At 37.0% G+C, this 21,066-nt stretch carries 17 protein-coding genes, 1 other RNA gene and 2 pseudogenes; 6 read left to right on the top strand and 14 right to left on the bottom strand.

Translation table 11 applies throughout. The annotated features are described in order from the left end of the window. Nucleotides 1–212: 212 nt before the first annotated feature. From BTO28_RS09375 to cyoE, 5 genes are all read right to left on the bottom strand, one after another. Entirely contained in the window at nucleotides 213–1,550 is a 1,338-nt protein-coding gene (locus tag BTO28_RS09375) for a sensor histidine kinase (RefSeq protein ID WP_076765603.1), read from the bottom strand. Between the two features lie 84 nt (nucleotides 1,551–1,634). Continuing rightward, nucleotides 1,635–2,192, bottom strand: a complete 558-nt coding sequence (locus BTO28_RS09380) for a DUF1850 domain-containing protein (protein ID WP_076765605.1) — start codon at nucleotides 2,190–2,192, stop codon at nucleotides 1,635–1,637. 90 nt (nucleotides 2,193–2,282) lie between these two features. Beyond that, the gene (locus BTO28_RS09385; protein ID WP_076765607.1) at nucleotides 2,283–3,287 is read right to left on the bottom strand and encodes a TAXI family TRAP transporter solute-binding subunit; all 1,005 of its coding nucleotides are present in this window, start codon (nucleotides 3,285–3,287) and stop codon (nucleotides 2,283–2,285) included. Nucleotides 3,288–3,424: 137 nt separating this feature from the next. After that, a complete protein-coding gene (locus BTO28_RS09390; protein WP_076765609.1) occupies nucleotides 3,425–5,440 on the bottom strand; it encodes a TRAP transporter permease in 2,016 nt (671 codons plus the stop codon). Nucleotides 5,441–6,069: 629 nt separating this feature from the next. Then, on the bottom strand, nucleotides 6,070–7,053 hold the full coding sequence (cyoE, locus tag BTO28_RS09395; protein ID WP_083711440.1) for a heme o synthase: 984 nt from the start codon (nucleotides 7,051–7,053) through the stop codon (nucleotides 6,070–6,072). Between the two features lie 126 nt (nucleotides 7,054–7,179). On the opposite strand from cyoE, the gene BTO28_RS09400 reads away from it, so the two are divergent. Then, nucleotides 7,180–7,785, top strand: a complete 606-nt coding sequence (locus BTO28_RS09400; RefSeq protein WP_076765610.1) for a TetR/AcrR family transcriptional regulator — start codon at nucleotides 7,180–7,182, stop codon at nucleotides 7,783–7,785. 429 nt (nucleotides 7,786–8,214) lie between these two features. Here BTO28_RS09400 and BTO28_RS09405 read toward each other — a convergent pair whose 3' ends face one another. Then, the gene (locus BTO28_RS09405; RefSeq protein ID WP_076765612.1) at nucleotides 8,215–9,150 is read right to left on the bottom strand and encodes an acetamidase/formamidase family protein; all 936 of its coding nucleotides are present in this window, start codon (nucleotides 9,148–9,150) and stop codon (nucleotides 8,215–8,217) included. 787 nt (nucleotides 9,151–9,937) lie between these two features. Between BTO28_RS09405 and BTO28_RS17480 the strand changes: the two are divergent. Together BTO28_RS17480 and BTO28_RS09415 are read left to right on the top strand one after the other, a co-directional pair. After that, nucleotides 9,938–10,304, top strand: a pseudogene (locus BTO28_RS17480) (transcriptional regulator); the annotation flags it as partial. A 70-nt stretch (nucleotides 10,305–10,374) separates the two neighbouring features. Continuing rightward, complete coding sequence (locus tag BTO28_RS09415) at nucleotides 10,375–10,782, top strand: DUF3139 domain-containing protein (RefSeq protein ID WP_083711442.1); 408 nt, start codon at nucleotides 10,375–10,377, stop codon at nucleotides 10,780–10,782. A gap of 218 nt (nucleotides 10,783–11,000) precedes the next feature. Here the strand turns inward: BTO28_RS09415 and BTO28_RS17895 are convergent, their stop codons facing one another. Then, complete coding sequence (locus BTO28_RS17895) at nucleotides 11,001–11,243, bottom strand: stalk domain-containing protein (RefSeq protein ID WP_083711444.1); 243 nt, start codon at nucleotides 11,241–11,243, stop codon at nucleotides 11,001–11,003. Nucleotides 11,244–11,563: 320 nt separating this feature from the next. Beyond that, nucleotides 11,564–13,030 carry a UDP-N-acetylmuramoyl-L-alanyl-D-glutamate--2,6-diaminopimelate ligase gene (locus BTO28_RS09425; RefSeq protein WP_076765614.1) on the bottom strand — a complete coding sequence of 489 codons (1,467 nt, stop codon included), beginning with the start codon at nucleotides 13,028–13,030 and terminating at the stop codon, nucleotides 11,564–11,566. Nucleotides 13,031–13,542: 512 nt separating this feature from the next. On the opposite strand from BTO28_RS09425, the gene ssrS reads away from it, so the two are divergent. Next, nucleotides 13,543–13,721, top strand: a non-coding RNA gene (gene ssrS / locus BTO28_RS09430) — 6S RNA. Between the two features lie 961 nt (nucleotides 13,722–14,682). Here the strand turns inward: ssrS and BTO28_RS17485 are convergent. Continuing rightward, nucleotides 14,683–14,940, bottom strand: a complete 258-nt coding sequence (locus BTO28_RS17485; RefSeq protein ID WP_076765619.1) for a hypothetical protein — start codon at nucleotides 14,938–14,940, stop codon at nucleotides 14,683–14,685. 184 nt (nucleotides 14,941–15,124) lie between these two features. On the opposite strand from BTO28_RS17485, the gene BTO28_RS17145 reads away from it, so the two are divergent. Then, nucleotides 15,125–15,301, top strand: a complete 177-nt coding sequence (locus tag BTO28_RS17145; protein WP_158068811.1) for a hypothetical protein — start codon at nucleotides 15,125–15,127, stop codon at nucleotides 15,299–15,301. Between the two features lie 132 nt (nucleotides 15,302–15,433). Here BTO28_RS17145 and BTO28_RS16910 read toward each other — a convergent pair. From BTO28_RS16910 to BTO28_RS09460, 5 genes and pseudogenes are all read right to left on the bottom strand, one after another. Then, nucleotides 15,434–15,550 (bottom strand): annotated as a pseudogene (locus BTO28_RS16910) (aminoglycoside phosphotransferase); the annotation flags it as partial. 75 nt (nucleotides 15,551–15,625) lie between these two features. Beyond that, nucleotides 15,626–17,197, bottom strand: coding sequence for a PhoX family protein (locus tag BTO28_RS09445; RefSeq protein WP_076765621.1), 1,572 nt, complete (start codon nucleotides 17,195–17,197; stop codon nucleotides 15,626–15,628). Nucleotides 17,198–17,520: 323 nt separating this feature from the next. Then, nucleotides 17,521–18,543 (bottom strand): NADH:flavin oxidoreductase/NADH oxidase, encoded by a 1,023-nt coding sequence (locus BTO28_RS09450; protein ID WP_076765623.1) that lies wholly within the window; start codon nucleotides 18,541–18,543, stop codon nucleotides 17,521–17,523. A gap of 261 nt (nucleotides 18,544–18,804) precedes the next feature. Then, the gene (locus tag BTO28_RS09455; protein WP_076765625.1) at nucleotides 18,805–19,239 is read right to left on the bottom strand and encodes a MarR family winged helix-turn-helix transcriptional regulator; all 435 of its coding nucleotides are present in this window, start codon (nucleotides 19,237–19,239) and stop codon (nucleotides 18,805–18,807) included. 230 nt (nucleotides 19,240–19,469) lie between these two features. Next, nucleotides 19,470–20,138 (bottom strand): LbetaH domain-containing protein, encoded by a 669-nt coding sequence (locus tag BTO28_RS09460; protein ID WP_076765627.1) that lies wholly within the window; start codon nucleotides 20,136–20,138, stop codon nucleotides 19,470–19,472. 220 nt (nucleotides 20,139–20,358) lie between these two features. Here BTO28_RS09460 and BTO28_RS09465 point away from each other — a divergent pair, with 220 nt between their 5' ends. Continuing rightward, entirely contained in the window at nucleotides 20,359–21,051 is a 693-nt protein-coding gene (locus BTO28_RS09465; protein WP_095532672.1) for a hypothetical protein, read from the top strand. The last annotated feature ends 15 nt before the right edge of the window (nucleotides 21,052–21,066 follow it).

The following is a 21,066-nucleotide window of genomic DNA, read 5'->3' on the forward strand; positions in this document are numbered from 1 at the left end:
AAAACGATTAGGGATTTAAAAACGTAAGTTTTTCAGTGCCCTCGCTTAACACCAGAATATTTTCGATTTTTTAGTAAAATTCCAGGCGTTATTGTTGGTAAATTTCTATTATATTCAAAGTATAAATAACCATAACAAAAAATGCCTTGACACAAGGAAAAAGCATATTAACATCATATCGATGTTAATATGCTTTCTTTTTTGTCACTTTATCAATCGGAAGATGGTGTTTTCGCATTATTAATTGGAATTTCCACAGCCATAATGGTCTGGTTTTTATTTGAATCAATTGATATTTTTCCACCATAACTATTAACTACTTCCTTCACGATAAATAGTCCCTGTCCTCTTATTTTTCCATGTCGTGCCTTTTTAGTTGAGAAACCACTTTTAAAAATAAGTTCTTTATTTTTTTCATCAATCCCGGGACCTGTATTCGTTACTACAAAGATATAGTTATTTGAATCCGCTTTGCATACAATGTTTATGTTTCGTTCTTTTTCAGGTAGTTCTATTGCAGCTTCTATGGCATTGTCGATTAAATTTGACAATAATTTAATTAAATCAGTGGTTTTTATGGTATTAAATGAATCGGGGGAGATATCAAAATAAATATCAATGTTATGATTGTGAGCAGAGAGCTTTTTTGTTTGCAATAGCACGGATAACCCTGGATTACTCACGTCTAGTTTTATGGATTCTATCAAATGAACTTCCTTAGACAAAGTAATTAAGTACTCGAGTGCTTTCTCATACTGCTCAAGCTTAAGTAGACCATGAAGAACTTGAATGTGATTTGAATAATCATGTCTTAATGATTGAACGGATGATATTAATGATTGAATTTCCAATTGATAGGTATCCTCTGTATCCCCAACTTCTTTTTTCAGTTCTTTTTGATACCATTTTTGAAGAATAAGAAAAGAGACTAGCATAAGGATGACAAATAACCCGTTAAAGACAAGATTGGACATACTGCTTTTTAAAACCTTCTCGCTGATTTCGTTAATGACATCAGCGCTGATGTCAATCCCTAAGTAACCAATAATCCCTCCTGTTTGGTCCCTAATAGGTACCCCGACCGTTAAATATTCACCATATACCGGATCATCAATAATGTCAGTTGAAAATGTTAATCCTTTATATGCCCTTTCAACTTGCTTTTGTGGAACTGTACATATCCCGCCAATCGGGAATTCTTCTTTTATCTCATCTGGCATTGCGACAATCATCGCTCTTGACACGTTGGGATTATCCACAGCAAGTGTGTATACATGTAAAGCGCCGTTCTTTTCTCTCGCATCTTCTAAATAACGTTTTATTTCCGTATATTCATTATTCTTTACAGGGTTCTCAAGAAATCGTTTATATGTTTCTGTATCCATGGACGCAGCTATTGACTTTGCAGATTCTATACTTTGATTAGCAATGGACTTTTCTGCTGATTTTTTAATGCTTATATAAGAAGAAAATATATCCATCATCATAAAAACCACTAACAATACTAAAGATAGTACAAAAATGGACTTCAACTTTATATTTTTCGTCATCACTTCTTAACTCCGTTTTTTTTCGGCAATCTACATGAGTGTACTATATTTAAGGAGTCAATAACACATAAAATATATATGGATTTACTGGAAATTTAATAATTTCAAGAAAGTAAGTTCGTTTACATTTTTCGAGTTACTATACATGTTTGTTGTTTTCAATTGCTGCCACAATGAAATGTTCTTTATAGAAATTCTAACCCATGACCCTGGATCTGTGAATTTTGATAATTTATAGGTATGACCCTGGTAAAGAAGCTGATGATTTGCTTTCACTTGTCCAATTCTTAAGTCAATAAAGGGAAACTGCCGATTCATATTTTTTATATAGTATGTACCGTCCTTTTCCTCAAATACTTCATTCCCTTCCGCATTAGAAGGCATTCCAACAGCAAAATCCTCATACGCCAGTTTGGTTAGAATAATGTTCTTTTCCGACAAACGATATGATTCAACCACATCTGATAGGTGGATGGAGTGTGTATACTTTATGTTAAACGTTTTGTCTTTTTTTAACGGTAAATAAGCTAGTAAATTCCCTTGATCCTCATAGGCAATAGCGATTATTTGTTTATAGGGGAATAAAAATAGAAAAGCAATGAACAAAAATAACAGTATACATATAAATCCTTTAAGTCTCATTCATATCCCTCTTTCAAGCTGAAAAATCGAACTTCCTGGAAAAATGAAATCGATAGGCCGTAAGAGCGGCCTACCGATTATAAAGAATATTTAGTTCGACAAACCTTTTTCTTTAAAATATTTAGCTGCGCCAGGATGAAGCTCCATATCTCCTAATCCTTCCAGGGAAGTTTCAGGTGTAATAAACTCGCCTTTAGCATGTGTAATCTGGTCCGTGTTTTCATATAACGCTTTTGTCATTTCATACACTAAATTTTCTTCCAGATCACTTGTAACAACTAACATTGCTTTTACAGCCACTGTTTTTACATCGGATTTGATTTTGTAAGTGCCACTTGGAACTGTATCTTCTGCATAGTAAGGATATTTTTCAACTAACGACTGAATTTTGTCATCTGCAATAGGAACGATTACAACTTCATTTTGTGCCGACAGCGCCTCAACTGCGCCAGTTGGAGTACCCGCAGTTATAAATGCTGCATCAATATTACCTGCTTGTATTCCGTCAGTTGATTCATCAAAAGAAAGGTTTTGAGCTTCTATATCTTCAGTAGACAGTCCATGAATTTCTAAAACCTGCATGGCATTAATGTAAGCTCCTGATCCTGGCGCACCTACTGATACTTTTTTTCCTTTTAAGTCCTCAACGGATGTAATTCCACTTTTCGCTGTCGTTACAAGCTGTATTGTTTCAGGGTACAAAGATCCAATTGCCTGTATGTTATTAATTGGTTCTCCTTCAAACATTTCTTTTCCTTCCAGAGCATAGGCTCCGATATCCGTTTGTGAGAAAGCTATTTCAGCTTCCCCAGCTCTTAATGTCTCCATATTTTCAGCTGAAGCACCTGATGTCTGCGGTGTTATATTCATTTCTGTTTTATCGGAAATAATATTTGCGATTTGTCCGCCAAGTGGATAATATGTACCGCCAGTCCCCCCAGTTAATAAACTTAAATCCTTGCTTTTGCCTCCGTTTCCTTCATCTTCATTCGCTGTGCCGGCGGATCCGTCCTTCGTACTGTTTCCGCAAGCAGCCATAACCATTACTAGCATAAAAATCATGACAACCAAGGTGCTTAATCGAATTTTTTTCATTAACAAATCCCCCTTTTAAAATTGTTTACAAGCTTTGTCATATATCCTTACAAAGGAAATGAACAAAAGACGAAGCGAATTTTGCCATTATCTTTGGGGTATTCATTCGCATTTTTTCTTTCATCACTTTATAAAGGTTACGGTTTTACTTTTGAATAATCAGCGTTTTTTAGAGCGGTATTGGTTTCTGATGTACTATTGCCGCCACCTTTATCCTGTTTCCATACATATTGTAAAACAAGCAACACGGTAAAAATAATTAATCCAGTGATGTCTGAGAGCGTTTCAGGATAAACCAATAACAATCCTCCAACAATAGAAAAGGTCCTTTCAAGCCAGTGCATGCTTCTAGCCCAGTAGCCAATAACACCTGCCCCAATGGCAATCATGCCTGTCATCGCGGTAAAGACGATCCATGCTGTTTCCATCCAGGTAGTATCAATCATTAGCAATTCAGGAGAAAGAACAAAAATGTAAGGGATGATGAATGCCGCTATTGCCAGTTTTGAAGATACAATTCCTGTTTTTATCGGCTCACCGCCTGAAACGCCTGCTGCTGCAAATGCTGCTAAAGCAACCGGTGGTGTAATATCTGCAATAATTCCAAAATAGAAAACAAACAAATGGGCAGATAAATCCGGTACACCAAGCAAAATCATTGCAGGTGCAGCGATTGTCGATGTTATGACATAGTTGGCAGTTGTTGGTGAACCCATTCCAAGTACGAGTGCCGCAACCATTGTGAGAAAAAGTGTAGGAATTAAATACCCCCCAGCCAAATCTATTAAGCCATTTGCCAGCTTAAGACCTAAGCCTGTTTTTGTAACAATTCCCACAATTATACCTGCAGCTGCCGTGGCAGCTGCAACGGCAAGTGCCGTACGGGCTCCATCAACTAAAGCATAAATAATATCCATGAATTTCATGCCTGCGTCTTTATTAAGGAAACCAACAATAATCGAAATAACAATGGAATACAGTGCTGCATGTGTAACGGTTATATTTGACATGAGCAAAAGAATGATGGCAATGATCGGGATTAACAAATAAACCTTGCCAAACACTTCTCTTCTGCTCGGCATTTCCTCTTTTGTTAATCCTCGCAATCCAAGTTTCTTGGCTTCAAAATGCGTCATAATCCATATTCCGGAAAAATAAAGAATTGCTGGAATAGCAGCTGCTTTCGCAATATCCCAATATGTAATGCCGTTTCCAATAAACTCCACCATTAAAAATGCGGCAGCCCCCATTATTGGCGGCATTAATTGTCCGCCAGTAGAAGCAGAAGCTTCCACTGCTCCGGCAAATTCCTTCTTATATCCAAGATTTTTCATCATTGGAATTGTAAATGCGCCTGAAGTAACCACATTCGCTACAGAACTTCCGCTAATGGTTCCTTGAAGAGCACTCGAAAAAATCGCTACCTTTGCGGGTCCTCCTATACTTCTTCCGGCAATTGCTATGGAGAGGTCATTAAAATATTGGCCAACACCTGTCCGAATCAAAAATGAACCAAACAATAAAAATAAAAAGATAAAAGTAGAGGAAACTGCTAATGGCGTCCCTAAAATACCTTCCGTTGTGAAAAACATTGTTTGAACCAACCGTTCTATCGTTAACCCACGATGTGAGAGGAAGCCTGGCATGTTTGACCCGAAAAGTCCGTATAAAATAAACAGTAAGGCAATTATCATAATGGGGAGGCCAACTGCACGCCTAGTTGCCTCGAGAACGAGCAGAATGGCTATGAGCCCAACAGTAAAATCCAATGTGTTTATACGTCCGACACTCATAACAAGGTCTACAAAATATAATGGCCAATAAGCACCTACACCAATACTAGCAATCGCTAAAACCATATCGTACCATGCAATTTGCAGCTTTCCTTTTTGACGTTTCTTTCGGTTTGCAGGAAAAAGCAAAAAGATTAATGAAAGAGCAAAACCTAGATGTATGGTTCGTTGAATTTGCGCAGTAAACACTCCAAAAATAGCTGTATATAATTGAAATAATGAAAAAGCCAAGAGGCCGAAAAAGGCAACATACCCTAAAATACCGGATAATTTCCTTGTTCCCGCTTCCGGGTCAAATTTTTCTAATAACTCCTGTTGTTCTTCTTCAGTTAAATACTTGACTTCTTTGTTTTTAGTCAATTCATATATACTCCTTTCCGCTGCGGTCGAATGGAATACTCACTAATTACGCATAAGCTATATACCTCTATCGAAAGTATTACATTTACGTTATAAATATATATATATTTTGATACTCTATAACTTATTCTAAAAACATTTAAAATCAAGATTTGTCTTAATTAAAAAAATAAGCCTCTTTTTTTCGAGGCTTATTTTTAGCATTACTCATCATTTAAAACATCTTCATAGAAATTCCAAGTTTCATCTGCTTCTTGCACAAGACTCCAATTTCCGGTTCCCTTTAAATTATGTTTTCTAACAAATTTAAGTTTTCATTAATCGATTTTTCATTTTTAGTGTGTATTGGCCAGGAGGTAATTTTGTCCATTCCACTTTCATAGGCTCTTCAATTTCGTTTAGTAGCGCCTAAAATAATAAATTCCTAAAGTTAAAAAAAGGACATTCCCATATGAGATATAGGGAACGTCCTGTGAAAATCTATTTTATCCGTCCCATTCAATGGTGGATTAAATAGGCGAAAAATCTGATTCGATTCTACAGCGAGAGAAGTGGCCGTCTGAACTAGGATTCTAGAGAATATTCGTAAAAGAAATTTATAGACAGAAAAAAAACCTGAGATAGTCGTCTCAGGCAGCATAATCGAAGAAAATACCAAAGAGTGAATAAAGAATGACCGTTAAAAATAAAATCGTTATATGGATAAGGGAAAAGATAAACATTGATTTTGCCCATTTCTCTGAATCCATCTTATGATATCCTAAAATACTTAACATGAACCACGAAACACTTAAAAAGAGTGCTGTGACCATAAGGAAAATACTCAAAGGCTTGAATAGCAAGCTCGCTGCAATTAAAACGACTAAATAAATATTCGTTTGTATATATGTTCTTTTAAAACCTTTGACCACCGGCAGCATTGGAATATTCGCAGCTTTATACTCATCGTGCTTACGAATCGCTATTGTATAAAAATGAGGCATTTGCCAAATAACTGTAATGACAAAAAGCCCAACAATACCAGGGTGTATGATATCGGGGTGAATAGCCGCCCATCCTATAAGGGGCGGCATTGCGCCAGAAATACTTCCAATCTCCGTATTATAAATTGTTCTTCTTTTACTCCACATTGTATAAGGAAAGAGATAAAAAAATAAACCTAAAAACCCTAAAAATGCGGCTAAAGGCGTGGCTAACGAAAGTGTCAGAAATCCAATGACGGTCATTGAAATACCGAGCCACAATACAGCTTTTAGCTTTATGTCCCCTACTACGGTCGGTCTTTTTTTTGTTCGCTCCATTATTGCATCAATATCTCGATCATATAGATTATTAAATGCACCTGCAGCACCAATCACTAAAAAAGAGCCAATTATCGCAAAGACTATTTCCGGAACCTTCTCTATAGGACTAAAATCATTTACATATAACGCTAAGGTTAAACCAGCAAGCATGGCAAGTAGATTCGATTTAATAATGCCCGTCTTAATTGTTGCCGCCAGTATTGCTAAATAATTTTTATCGGCAATATTTGTTTTTTGAACACTAGTATCTTTCACTGCATCACTTTGCAAAAACGTCTTTTCTGTTACTTTATTTATCTTTACATTCATTGGATCTTTTCCTAACTATTGAATTTATATGAATCAAAAACTCTATAAATATACTATACAGTATTTACATTCTAAATGGTATAGTAATGCTATCACGAATAATTGTCAAGAAAGAGAGGAATGGTAGTGCTCAAACGAAGATTGACTCAAAAGGAGCGCAAACAGGAAACACGGCAAATGCTTTTGGATTCTGCTGCGGAAACCTTTGCTCTACTCGGTTTTCATGGAGCCTCTGTCGATAAAATAGCAGAGTTTGCAGGATTTACTAAAGGGGCTGTCTACGCCCACTTTAATTCCAAAGAAGAGTTGTTTCTTGCTTTGCTTGAGCAGCAGATTCAATCACATATTAATTACATTCACGAAGTGTGGGGCGAACAGCAATCATTTGATCGTTTTATCGAAAATATGAATGATTATTTACGATCAGTCAGCCAAAAAAATCACACTTGGAGCATACTTAGCATGGAATTTCTCTTATATGCCATGCGAGATGAATCCGTTCGCGAGAAATGGGCTGATTTGTTAATAGAATCTGTAGGCAAAATGACAAAGATCATTAAGAAGATGAGTCCGGAGGAAAGTCATGAGGCCACTTTATCTGCAGAAGAACTAGCCTGGACAATTCTTTCGATAGAGAACGGCATGGCCATTTTTTATTATATTACTGGAGAACGTACACCACAAAATTTATTAGGAAAAGCAATAGAAAACTTACTCCATCCTCACCAATGAACAAACTTGCTTTTACAAAAAAGTGGAAAAAATCCACTTTTTTTGATTTTAGCTATGCCTCATCATTTTTTCGTTCTAGTAAGTTTAAGGTGTATGAAGAAGAACCAGGTTTTCTAGTTAACACTTCTCCAAAATTTTTTCACACTCTATTGTAGTGAGAATATCCTAATAAGGAAAAGTCAAGAAAGGACTTTTCGAAATACCTGCGTTGATCAAAATAAACGAACTGATCATTACTACAGCATTATCGTGAGGAATAGAGGAATAGAAAAATAGTCACTTTAAAGCATTTCACGATAAGTGATTGTTTTTCTTTTTAAATAATCCAAGCGGTGCGATCACCGCTTGGAAAGATTGTAGAACTAGTAGAAAAAAACGTATTCTCCCTGACGTGATATTCGTATGCGTGATCACGGGATTACAGATAGATTAGCGTTCAAAAACGGCCAATGGGAGGACCGCACTGACCACGTAATGTCCAGCGTCAACTATTTCTGATATTTTAAGGTCAACGCATAGACTTGAAAGTAAATACGCATCTATTTTTGTCATGCTGTATGTTTCGGCAATATGGTCTACCATCCCGCGAAGAGCATCTTGTGATGCTTTATATAAATCAGAGCCAACACCCGTTGTACCATAGAAACCTGCATGGTTTACTTTCGGAGTTAGCGCACCTTTTGTTTGAAACTGCGGTGCAGGAATTGATTTTCCTTTAATTAACGTAAATTTTAGTTTTGAAGTCATCGGGCATTCTAAAGCTGATACACAGACTTCCCCATCACCTTGAGAAGCATGACCGTCACCGCAGCTAAATAGAGCGCCGGCTTCCTGTACAGGAAGATATAACGTCGTACCGATCATGAGCTGTCTTGTATCCAAGTTTCCTCCAAATGTTCCAGGAGGCATGATTGCAACATTGTCCGCATTCTTTGGACAAACCCCCATTGTGCCTAAAAACGGTTCAATCGGTACTTTAATATCATCCCTAAAATGAATGTACTCACCGTCGGACAAATCAAATGTACGCAGATAAGCATCCGGAAATTCTTCCGCTAATAATCCTAGACCGGGAAGAACTGCAGTCCATCCCCACCCTTTTGTTTTTAAATCCAGAATTTCAACTGCCAGCGTATCCCCAGGTTCCGCTCCCTCAATGTACACAGGTCCTGCTAATGGATATACACGGTTCCAGTCAAGTCCAGCGATCGCTTCTGTAGTCGAATCTAAATTGAATTGTCCATCTGTCACTTCTCTCGTTTCAAAAATGACTGTATCCCCACTTTGAATCGTTAACACTGGTTCATTTTTTGCATCCCACGCAAAATGGACAATATCATTCGGAAAATGATGAGTTTTCGACATAAGTTATCATTCCTTTTTTTAAAAAATCATAATTTATATATTATCTTACTATTTTAAATCAATCAAATTTAAGCAATTTTCCCTCTAAAGTCCCCTGAATTTAACGCTAAAAAATGAGATGGTGGCAGTATATTTTTTTAATACGCTAGTAATCAAAATTGCCGGACGGCGCTCCGTTGTTTACTCCTTCTACAGAAATACTTTTTTGCGGACACGGAACGCTTGCGAGTTCATTTTTTTTGGGGAGAACGGTTAAATAAAAAAAGAAAAAGCCATTTCTTTTCATACGCAAAGCGGAATTCGTAGATGGATAGGTTCAATTAAAGTTTCAGTCAAATCTTGAAGAGGAAACCGTTGCTCCTGATTTATTAATATCGTCTTTGGGCGTTGAAGTTGAATCGGAAGATACGGTTAAATACCTAAAACAAAATATAGATTTTAAGATTAAAAGTTTTAGATAACCAAGTTTTACTATAAAGTACAGCAGTAACAAATAATTGAGGCTTAGAAATGTATCATACTTTAATATAGGTAACTACGTATTATTCTCAAGGTATTTCACTCGAAGATAACTATATAATTTTGGTTAATCAACACGCCTAGACTTATTATTTATTACACAAAACCAGATAATAAAAGCTCGGTTATTCTTATTTTTTGTGTAAATATTTCCTCGGCAAACAATCACACATAGTGTAATATTTTGGATGTATGAAACTGTGGAGGATTTTTATTGTTGAGAAAGGTTTTATCAAAATCATCTCTAAATAATTAAAATTAATAAGGCGAAAAAGGTTATACACAAGAACGAATGTCAGAAGTTCTTGTAATTTTAAAAAAGACATTGGTTCAAATCGAAAAAGAACGAATGGCTGTTACGTGGACCTGTGCCGTAGTCATTTGTTCTCTATTTCGTGATTCTGAAATAATTCAGGGAAGCGTTAGGGGAAGATCCACTTGAAGTAGTTGAAATGTTAGCACATGGGAAAATTGATAGACCAAAGGAAAAACATTGGGTGGAAAATTTGGCGGAAACAAATTAAGAAAGAAAAAGGCTTTATATTGCAACAATTATGATAAGCAAGCATTATCGGATCATTGACTTGGACAATTATCGTTGGTTCAGTTCGTTTGAAAGAGACGAAACATTTTGATGAACTTTTGAAAAATAACCCTGCAGCCTAATTTTTTTTGAGAATATTTAATTTTAAGGAGGCCACAAACGTGAAATTTTTAAAAGAAAGGAAAATACTAATGAGTATAGGGATTTTATTACTTATTATTCTAATACCTATCCTAATTATCTTCCGTCTGAATTATGGAAGTCCATACCAAAATTATCTCCTGAATAAACATATACCTCCCTACCTTGAGAAAAAGGGATATACAGACGAAGATATACTAGAACAAAAGACGGGTTATCCGAATGAATCTTCAAATAAGGATTATTTTCATACTCAGTATATAGTCAAATTCAAGGATGAACCTGATATTACTTATTACTATGGAGTAAGAAAAAAAGGGAATGATGTAAAGCAATTTTGCGAAAAATATAGTCTTAAAGATCTCGAAACTAAGAAACCAACTAAACATAGTGAAGATGATTGCGTAAATTATTACGATAATAAATAAAAAGAATTATTATTCATTTTAATAAGAAAAGGCAGTTAAAACTTATATGAGCATTCTCTGAATAATGCGATGAAAGTTTGATTATATTGGATATATGCTAGATAGAAAAAAGGAATCCGTTTTGATTAATCCTTCTCAAAATTGGATTCCTTTCTTGTTTCCAATGAATATACATTCAAAATAATATTGCTATCTAAACTTTGTTTAATAGCTACATACTATTTCGCTTTCGTATTTAATGTTTCTGGTTCGTATACTTTTGCATTAACATAGATGGTTTTCTGCTTTGAATCGAGTTTCACCTTATCTCCTATTGTGGCGTTTACAAATGAAGCCGGAAGATACAAATTTCCATGGAATTTAGTTGGTTTTTGTGTCAATTTGATTTTCTTATTGTCGACTACATATTGTGAATCGGAAGGAATTCCACAAAAATGAGTAGTTCTTCGCCTTAAATATATACTGTTAAGTGACGTCCATGTTTAGTCGTTCATTTAAATAACGAACGGGAAGATAAACTGTGCATTTACTAATCAATGAAGCGTACCGATGTCCATCTCCCTCATAAGCTAGATGGTTGCGCTTTACATGGAATGGCGGATGGGTTGTGCTAATGGCCCGGAAAAGCTCGTTGCTCTGGTGATTTCAATTAAATCTATTCGCAGAGGCTCCATGTGAAGCGATAAAATCCGAATGAAAAAATTATATTAATAACGAATAAATATACTGCCATTTTGGTATATCAGTTAAATGCCAAATACAGTTTTCCGGCTTTATTAAATCAAAGTACAGTTAATGTTTTACTGGTGGTTCTTGATTCATTCAAGTAGAGAAGTGTTTCTTTATCCGAATTCGTTGGTATTTGAAACGGTTGTTGATAAGTTTCGGACCCTTTTCCGGTTATCATTACCCAGTCTCCCTCTTGAACCTGCTCCCAGGCGTGTTTTATTGCTAACGTTCGATCAGGTATAACCATACCGTATTGTTGATTCAACACATATAAATCCCTCTCCATTTCCTGAATCGGCACATCGTTTAAATCATCCAGTGTGAGAATGGTTAGATCACTTATTTTATGGGATACGCGAACCATTTCTTTCCGCTTCTTTTTATCCCGGTTCCCTCTAAAGCCAAAGATGTGAAAAATTCGGTTAGCACCATATTCTCTTGCGGTTTGCAGGCAGTTGATTAACGCGTTTGCTGTATGAGCATAATCAACGACAAAGACTGCACCTTTAGGATGATGAAACAGTTCAAACCTTCCTGGAACGCCATGGAATGTTTCCAATGCTTGAAGAATGCTGGTGTTTTTTTTAATACCAAGCTTTCGAGCTGTTAAATAAGCCATCGAAGCATTAAAAATATTATGCTTTCCTAATAATAAAAGGTTTAATTTAGCGCCTATTTTGCCTTCGTATATTTCTGCAGAATTCACAACTGATGGTATATACTTGCCAATTCTCAAATCATGATGTTCTTCATCACCTAGTGTAAAAATATCAATACTTTTTTGCTGCAGCTGGTTGTATAATTTTTTCCCCCAGCTGTTGTATACATTTATAATTGCTTTTCCTCCTGGTTTTAATTGATCAAATAATCGCGCCTTTACGGCAAAATATTCATCCATATGGCGATGGTAATCAAGGTGGTCCTGATCCAGATTTGTGAATAAACAGTAATCGAATTCAATTCCTTGCACCCGATATTGAGTTAGACCATGAGAAGATACTTCCATAATGATAATATCATCATGACTTAATGATAATTGACGCTGCAATTCAAGGGCATCAAGTGTTGTATTAACAGATGGCGATATTTGTCCGTTTACAATGTTCATGACTGAACCGAATAAGGAACAAGTTAGGTTGTTTGACTCCAGAATATGTTTAAGCATAAACGCGGTAGTCGTCTTTCCATTTGTTCCGGTTATCCCGATAATTGTATGCTTTCTTGATGGGTTTCCATAAAATTGACTGGCGATTTCAGCAAGAGCTTTTCTGCTGCTTGCCACTTTTATATAAGGAACAGCCAAATCTTCCATATCTTTTTCACCTACGATCGCAATGGTTCCATTTTTAATGGCATCCCGGATAAATTCATGTCCATCAACGGTGTAGCCGGGAATCGCGACAAATAATTCATTAGCTCGGACAGAGGCTGAATTAGTCGAAATTCCTTCAATCTCGATATGGCGGAAAGATTCATTCATCGTATTCGTAACATTCTCTAAAAGTGTATGTAACTTCATCTACTGCTTCGCTCCCTGCATTGATCATGCCTAATTTAGTAAATAAGAGTGCTGTTTTTTATAGAAGACAGGAAAATTGAAAATAGTTTATCTTTACTCTGGTTTATTATTTGGGGTTTTAAATCAATATATGTATGGTAATTCATCATGACTTTACCCTCTTAACACATCAATAACACACAACATTATTAATTTTCGTTTTTTTTATTGAAACGTGTTTTACTAGGAGTTTTGCTCTAATTTACACGGGTATCGTCATGGGCACATCCAACCTTAAAAATAACGAATTGACACTTTTTCATTTGTTTATTCCATCTCAATGGGCGAAAAGAAAATAGCTATACAACCATTATGGATACTTGGTGTGTGTTCATGCCGGTCTATGTTTGAAACCGATGTTTCACCGCCTCGTTGTCGTGATTTTCAGATTTTGGCTTCTATTCCATATAAACACCAATGACATATATAAAAAGATTCGATAAAATAAATCTTGTCGATAACAAGTCGACTTTTATCTCCTGCGATGTGCGTTAAGCCTTTTTGTTTTGAACCGTACGTTTTGACCGGGATTCTTATATCTGTTGTTGACAGCCATGCCTGGGGACAGGATCGCAAAAACATCAACATGCGGAAACCCACCTGCTAATGCGGGTTCTCAAAACAGATAGGAGACGGCATCAGTGGGTAATCCTACATACATAGCTTTAGAGGCAGCTTGCTTATGCATGCTGCCTCTTTTTTATAAGTTAAATTAGAAATGAGTAGTTTAAAAACTCGCTGCCTCTTAATAACGATTCTTTCCCATCCCCTCATTTCCAGTTGATACAACAATAGAAATATTGTGCATGACAGCAAATCAGATTGCTTCGTGGAGCAGAGAATTGTTTGCCTAGTGACATGGTTAAAATTTATCTTTTCTCCATTTGGACCACGCCAATTTACTGCCTAGTAAATTGCCATACCTCCTTTCTATCAAAATGAACTTTTTTTGCAGGTTTGATACTATTACCCACCCACTAACATTGTTTATATGCAATTAAAAAACACTTTTTAGATTAAACAGTGTCGTAAAACTGATACTTTAGCTGTTTTTTGTAAAACCGGGTGAATTTATCAGGGGTTTTGAAAACCGAATAAAGCGACCCATTGGAGAACTAGAATTAACATAAGTATGAAATTTGCCGATACAAGTAGTAATTTTAATTTTTTGTTTTGCACTTTAATAAATAAGGATAAAATAATACAAATAAAAATGCCTAGAATACTGTTAGCGAGAAATCCTATTGTCACCCCGTCAGGCCGGATAACCCATACATAAATAGCTAAGATAAATGAATAAATTGTCATTAATAAAGGTATGAAAATCATAAAACCCTCCTGTATAAAATTATTCCATTCATTCTTTCACAAAATGAGATGAACAATGATTCGTAATATTGGTAAATATATCATAATGCTCAGAGGAAATAGTAGAGGCTGCTTCCCAAGTAATCTTGGCCGCACAGATGGAAAATTTATATTAATTACTTTTAACGCGTGTGTAGTAATTTTGGACAGCCAGTCGGTCTAACGAAAAAATAATTGAGCAGGCAAAAGTCACATAATTATCTCGTTGTTAATTATGTGACTTTTGCTATCTTCGTTATATATTTTTAAAAATGATATTTTAAACTTTTTGCATGTTCTCTCCTTAACTTAACTCCCCTTAGCTCTTCTTCTTTTTCAATCAGAAAAAAGATACTCCCCCTCTTTTCAATTAAAAAGAGGACAATAAGTATAATATGAAAAGAAACAAATGTCTGTTGTAACAAAAATTTCTCTGAGGAACCAATTAAAACAGGACAATAATGCTGATAAAAAAATAAACTATTCTTCCCTGCATTAAATTTCCCTCCAAAAACAAATTCCATAATGATACATTTTAGTTTTATCATAGGAACTCAGGTAGGAACTTCAGAATTGTTGGTTATTTTCATTTTTGAATCCATCCTTCTTTGTCTGGTGTTAATACACAGTATGGACGAACTGTTGAGTAACTTTCCCTGTTTCTCCCTGACCTAATTATTGATAGAATTGTATTAGGGGGGGATAAAAATGAGAATACTTTTTTATTTAACCGCAGGGGTAATCCCTGGCTTCATATTTGGCGGTCCACTTGGTGTGCTAATTGGGTTAATTGGCGGATTACTCTTATACGTAATTGACCAATTAAATGAAATTTCCGAGAAACTTGATTTGCTTCGAAAAGAAACAGAGAAGACTGAAAAATAATAGTTTTCTTTCCTCAATAGTTTCGGTTTACTGTAATCCATAGAGAAAAGACACTCTTCTTACTTCAGAAAAGAGCCTGAATGTTGAAGATCACAGCTGTTGAGGATGGCTGAATTCTAGCCCCTGTAAAACCTACTTTTCAATCCACTCTTTTCGGTGTTCACGGATGAATTTTATATCATTTTGATAATATTCAAGATACCCTTCATCTATCATTTTTTGAAAAGAAGCGTCGCCTTCCCTTGTTTTTCATTTAGTCTAAATAAAAAAAACCAGCAGTTCCGCTGGTTTACTCTCTACCTATATAGATGACATCCTCCGTTCTTACTGTCTTGAAATGGCAACCACTGATGGTCTAGGAGCCTCTCCGTATGGCCATCTGCTTGTTGGGTTATTCACATCTTTACTCTCTTCGCCAGGGTGCTGAACGGACATGAATAATGTCTTTCCGTCAGGAGCCAGCCATGTTCCTGTTAATTCCGCCTGAACGGGTGCCGATGCAAACCGCATCACTTTGCCTCGATTAGGTCCCTCGGTTGGAATCATGTATAATCCGTTGTTTCCAAACGGCCTGTAGACGCCCTGGGAGAGCTTATCAGATGATATGTCCGTGCATACCCATAAATTACCTGATTGGTCAAACATAAGATTGTCGGGACAGGAAAAACCGCTTTGAGGTCCTCCCGAAACAAAAATTTCATAAAAGAAGGAGGTGCTTTCGTGATTATGGTCATCTTCAACAAGTCGGTATATTTGGCCAAAGTAATTCCCATGGTTTGTATTGTTTGTAAGAGCGATATAAACAGAACCATCTCTCGGATGAATTTCAATATCCTCCGGTCTGTCTAAAGGAGTGCCTCCAATAAACTTTGCCGCATCCCGTGTTTTTACGAGCACCTCACCTTGTGTTTTAAATTCTTCTTTTAATTTTGGCGTTTTGTTTAAATCGAGCGGAAGCCACTTGTTCGCTCCCATATCAGCAACATAAAGTGTGCCCTTTTCCATTAGACGGCTATTCTGTTTTCCTAACTCTGGGCGATACACTTCGTCACTGATAAATTTGTATATACACTGGTCATTTGCATCATCACCGCTGTATACAACAAGCCGGCCAGATCTTCCAAGTGTCATGACTGCATTTTCATGGGCAAAACGGCCGAGCATTGTATGTTTTTTGGGGATAGACTTTGGATCGTTCGGGTCAATCTCGACGACCCATCCATAATGGGTAGGGTTCAAAGAAGGAACTTCGGGATTCTCCGACCAGTCTTTTACAATATCAGCATAGTTCTCTTCACAAGAAAACGCCGTGTTCCACAGTGTCTTTCCACCTGAACAATTCGCGAAAGTTCCGATTACTTGAGTTACTCCTCCTACCGCATCGTCCCCTCTGGCCGGTCCGGTGAAATTGATAGGTGTGTTGCCGGTGATTCGTCGATTATATGGAGAGCCTTTGACAATACTCCATTTTCCTTCATCCCCTTTGCGAATCTGAATGACAGATCCACCGAGGTTATACTTTTCAGTGGCAATTTGACGTGCCGTCCTTATTCTCCCGGGTTCTTCCTTATAACCATTGACAAATATACTCATATCTCCAATGTATTCATGATTGACCCACAACAAGCCTTCGTTCGGGTTACTGCCAAAATAACATGTAAAGTCATTGTTAAATCCAAATTTTTCGCCATTCCCTAAATCTTCCCCCCACGATGCAACAATATCGTACTTATATCCTCTCGGAAGGATTAGTTCATCTTGATCCGATGGCGGTATGGGGCGAAATTGAGAAAATGCTGTTCCATACGGCTGCGCAACTGAAAATGTTGAAGGTGGATAATTTTTCTTGTACTGCTGGGCAATGTACTGCGAGTAATATGGGTTATGCCAATACAACGGAAAACCACCTCTTTCTATATAGTAAGGCTATGCTCATTTATTTATATGAAAGGGAAGAGAGGTTTTTCCTGTTATTCAATTCATTTTTAAAGTGAAGAATCTATTATTATAAACTATAAAGAAAACGTTGAGCTTCCTACATTAAAAGTTTCCATATTACAAATGAATTAACCGAAGAACAGTTAATGGTTTTACTGCTTTTTTGTCTTTCATGATCGCTTTCACACCACAAACAAATTACAGCGGCATAAAAAATAAGCCTATGTGGCTGTTTTCCCAACATAGGCTTATTTTTAAGTATTGATTTTTAATAAAAAACGTCAAAATCCAAATTTATACTGTACCGGCACTTCAATTTCTCTTCCAAGTTCAGCTGCAGCTTCCAATGTCCAGTATGGATTTCTCAGCATGCCTCTTCCTACAGCAACAAGCTCTGCATCTTCGTTTCCAATAACAGCGTTTGCCAACTTTGCATCATCTAATCGACCAACTGCTATAACCGGTACATTTAAAGCCTCTTTAATCCCTCTTGCTAATGGCACTTGATAAGCCGCGTGTGTACCTGGTCTTCCCCAAGCAGCGAGTTGACCTTCTCCACCCGCACTAACATGAAAAATATCTACGCCTGCTTTTTGATACTCTTTCGAAAACTCGATGCTTTCGTTAAGCCCATATCCACCTTCAACGTACTCCTTGCCTGATATACGCATGATCAATGGCATGTCTTCAGGCATTTCACTTTTGGCTGCCTGAATAACTTCCCGTCCGAATTTATTCAGGTCTTGACCATACTCATCTGTACGTTTATTTGTATATGGTGATAGGAATTGGTGAATTAAGTAGCCATGGGCGCCATGGATTTCAATCGCATCAAATCCTGCTTTGACAGCACGCTTTACAGCCATGCGAAATTTTTCAACCATTTGTTTTACTTCATCTGTTGAAAGCTCTCTTGGTGTTTTTGATTTTTCATCAAAAGGGATGGCAGATGGCGCAACCGGTACATCTGCATCTTCTGCTTTCCGCCCTGCATGGGCAATTTGAATCCCGATTTTGGCTCCGTGTTGGTGAACAGCGTCCACTATCCGTGCTAAGGCAGGAATCTGTTCATCGGACCACAATCCTAAATCAAAATCTGTAATACGGCCATCAGGCTCAACATCCGTCATTTCAACGATGATGAAAGCAGCCCCGCCTACAGCTCGGCTTACATAATGCGTGTAATGCCAGTCTGTCGCAATCCCATCTTTATTTGTGACGGAATATTGACACATAGGCGGCATAACGACCCGATTTTTTAATTCTAATCCTTTTATTTTGTAAGAGCTAAATAAATGATCCATCGAAAAAACTCCTTTTTCTATATTTATTCAGATGAAAGTGGTGAACCCCCCTTCAACTGAATCAACACACAATATGAATTCTACTCCATACTATTTCCAACAGCGCAAGAGGAAAATCGTTGAAATTTTTTCTAAACGATTTATCATGAATGTATGCACATGCATATAAAATAACATTCATTCATTTGAAGCGTCAATTTTTATGAACGCTAAGGAAAAAAGAAAAAAATTAACATCAAGAAAAATGACCAAGGAAAAAAATTATTTTTTAAAATAATCCACTAAAGAATATAATTCATGCTCTAGATCCGTATTTAAAAGAAAATTTGAAACCTTCTCGTTAAACGTTTTGACAGCTTTTCCAAGTTGTTCGTCTCCTACTTCCGTTATAGAAGTATAAATGCCTCTACGGTCTTCCTGGCATGTTTGTCTTTCAAGAGCTCCACAGCTCTTTGCTTCAAGCCTCCCAACGAGTCTAGACATTGCACTTTGACTTAATCCAACCATGTTTTGCAATTGTTGTAATCTTAATTTTTTATCCGGTGTTTGTGATAAAAATAAGAGTACATAAAATTCATTTAAGGATAGCTGATGTTTTTCTTGTAGAACTCGTTCTAATTCATTTGTAATGTTCATTTGTATTCGGGTGAAAGATAGCCAATTCATTATAAAATCAAGCTCTCGGTTTGTTTCCATAAAGACACCTCTGCTTTTAAAATGATTAAATAAAGAAAATACGCAAATGACGATTCATATTAATTCATTATAAGGAATTAATTGTAACAATTCGATTTTAAGATAGTCAAACTCTCTTTCATTTGGATAAACGAATCATGATGTTTCTTAGAGTTCAACTACACAATAAAAGGTCCTTTACAAAAAAAAGGACCTTTTTCTTCTTTCTAAATTGGGCTTTTCATTCCGAATTATCCATGTGCAATCCCGCATGAACAACGATTTTTTCCAAATAAAAGATTGTATGATGATGGAAATTCTTGATTGACTCGCTGCACTTCTGATGCAAACTCTTGACTATCCTCTGGTACGGTTCCAAGTGCATCCGCCTTTTCCTGAGAGTCTATATGGGCTCCTGGTGGTACAAATTTGTTTTTTGCTATACGCACCTCGTTTGTTACGACGGCATTATAGGAAATGAACGCCCCTTTTTCCACAATGGCGTTATAGACAATGGAATTAAACCCAACAAATACATTGTTTCCGATGTAACAAGGACCATGAATAAGCGCTCCATGGGCTAATGAAACCTCTTTTCCAATGAAAATGGAAAAGGCTTTCCCACATACAGAAACCTTTTTGTTTAATAGTCCATGTAATATAACGCCATCTTGAAGATTTGTTTTTGAACCTATATAAAACGGCGTTCCTTCATCTGCTCTTATGCTCACGTTGGGCGCAATATAAACATGATCTCGAATGAAAACATCCCCTATCACACTTGAAAAAGGGTTAATAAAAGCAGTCCGATCAATGGAGGGAAAACGCTGAACAGGATTAAAAGATGTAATGGGGCTAGGACTTATAAATGGCTGAAAACAAGAACTTGTGTAACGGGAAATTGATTTTGAATCGCTCACTCAATTCATCAACTCCTTGACATTTTCATATTTAAGTATCATATGTAAATCAAATCAAGTATGATACACTCCAACATTCGTACATCTACTGATTATTTGTAAGTAGGACAATTTTTCTTCTCCGTTACCCTATTTCTTGAGACAAAGTACCAGCTTCTGTTTTTATACATACGATGAAATGCAGTGTTTTTTAAATCTGTTCGTTTGGAGGATGATGTATATGTATAACTATTGGTATCCCTTTTCTTATCCAGTTGGAATTCCTTCTTATGAGGTTCTGCCTGCCAATGTCGTCTTAGCTCAACAACAAGTGGATTTAGGACGGAGATGGATTGTACAGGAAGGCGGATGGCAAGCGGTTTGGACGAGAAGAGGAAACAGCAATGTCTTTGACGGCAGATGGTCAATGGCGGGCCAAAGGGATATCACCGCTGTTTTGACTATTTATACATCAGGCAATTTTGTCTTTGTGGAACGAAGAAACAGCAGCGACGGAAATAATTGCAACTACACAGGAAGAGTTGGACGTGACGGAAGAACCGTTTCAGGCCAGAACATTTGTAATCGTGGAGGCGGCAGCTGGAGTGCGGTCATTGTACGCCGGGGTGGACAGCAACAAGACAGATTGGGTAGACGTTGGGACGTACAAGAAGACGGTTGGCGGGCCGTGTGGACACGCCGGGGTAATAGCAATGTCTTTGATGGACGATGGACGCGGCAAGGACAACGAGATATTACGGCTGTTTTAACCATTTACATTCAGGGCAGCAATGTCAGAGTTGAGCGGCGAAACAGCAGCGACGGGAATAATTGTAACTACACTGGAACGCTCAGTCAGAATGGCAGAAACGCGTCAGGACGGTATACATGTGATCGCGGAGGCGGCAGCTGGAATGCGACGATTGTTAGGTAAGGAATTATATAGATA

Origin of the sequence: Domibacillus epiphyticus, from assembly GCF_001975785.1 — a bacterium.
In the GTDB taxonomy this organism is placed as follows: Bacteria; Bacillota; Bacilli; order Bacillales; family Domibacillaceae; genus Domibacillus; species Domibacillus epiphyticus.